Origin of the sequence: Micromonospora deserti, assembly GCF_003236335.1 — a bacterium.
GTDB lineage: Bacteria > Actinomycetota > Actinomycetes > Mycobacteriales > Micromonosporaceae > Micromonospora > Micromonospora deserti.
This window is the reverse complement of sequence record NZ_POUB01000552.1, coordinates 1-281: the sequence shown is the minus strand read 5'-3', so window position 1 is coordinate 281 and position 281 is coordinate 1. Positions and strand designations below refer to the sequence as shown.

Genomic DNA, 281 nt, shown 5'->3' with positions numbered 1-281 from the left:
GCAGCGTAACCCGCGGGTGCGGTTCGGCGACCCGGTGCACGTGTACAACAACTACTACCTGGCCAACGAGGACTACGGGATCCGGGCCGCACACGAGTCCGGCGTCCTGGTGGAGGGCAACCACTTCGAGAACGTCGAGGACCCGTTCCACCGCGCCGGCGGCAACCTCGTGGCCCGAAACAACTGCTTCACCAACTCGAGGCAGGGCGACGCGGATGGCAGCACCGGGTCCGTTCCCTACAGCTACACGCTCCAGCCGTGCGAGGACGTGCCGGCCACGG

General features: G+C 67.6%; 1 protein-coding gene. It reads left to right on the top strand.

Features of this window, described 5'->3' with window-relative positions; translation table 11 throughout:
- A partial coding sequence (locus tag C1I99_RS31865; protein WP_438941474.1) for a pectate lyase family protein occupies nt 1-281 on the top strand: 281 nt, incomplete at both ends.